Here is a 698-nt window from a genome sequence, read left to right as displayed (position 1 = left end):
TTGAACCACTGTTTTTGGTTGCCCTTCTACAGCTTGAGCCTCTGAAGGTAGAGTTTCTACCGATTGCTCTTCCGATGGCGTCACTTCTTCAACGTCACCGAGTGGATCTTCAAATTCCATCAATTGTGAGATAGACGAAGCCTCTTGCTCAAATGCTTGTTGTGAAGCAAGCAAATGAATAGTCAGCGTTAACTCACTGCCTTGTACACGCTTGATTTCTGTGCCCGCCACTGAATTCAATTTGGTAAGTGCATTTTCTAAACGGAAGAAATCAGCAGCAGACGTTACATTTAACACTTTCACGTTCACAGCTTTAGAAGACTTGCCTGAGACAACGACGGCGTTTTTACTTGCGTAGTAATCAGCAATACCATCCACCATTGCGGAAATAGCGTCTGCACCTGTTGCCGACCCGCTGCGTGGAGAAGTTTGCGCATCAATAATCTTTGCAGGCGCTTGGTCATACAAAGTCCAACGAATCTGCTCGCCTTGCGCACGAATAATTAATACCGCGTCCGCTGGGTAACGCTGGCTGGCTTGGCTAATCGGTTCAATGAAACCGCCCCAAAGATCAGACGTGTTTACGCCCGTAACATCGTCAAAATCCCCAACAGGAATCGTAATTGGAAGGCCACGAGCTTCCGTTGCTTTTTTCAACGCAGCAACGTTGACAGAATCAGAATGTTCCCATGCAATTG

1 protein-coding gene is annotated in these 698 nt (G+C 46.8%); it reads right to left on the bottom strand.

What is annotated here, in order from left to right; all coding sequences use genetic code 11:
* A partial coding sequence (locus R7Z50_RS27590) for a DUF2066 domain-containing protein (protein WP_318149766.1) occupies positions 1-698 on the bottom strand: 698 nt, incomplete at both ends.

This window comes from Vibrio sp. 1249-1 (assembly GCF_033340495.1).
The sequence above is the reverse complement of the archived record's forward strand: the minus strand, read 5'-3'. Positions and strand labels throughout refer to the sequence as shown.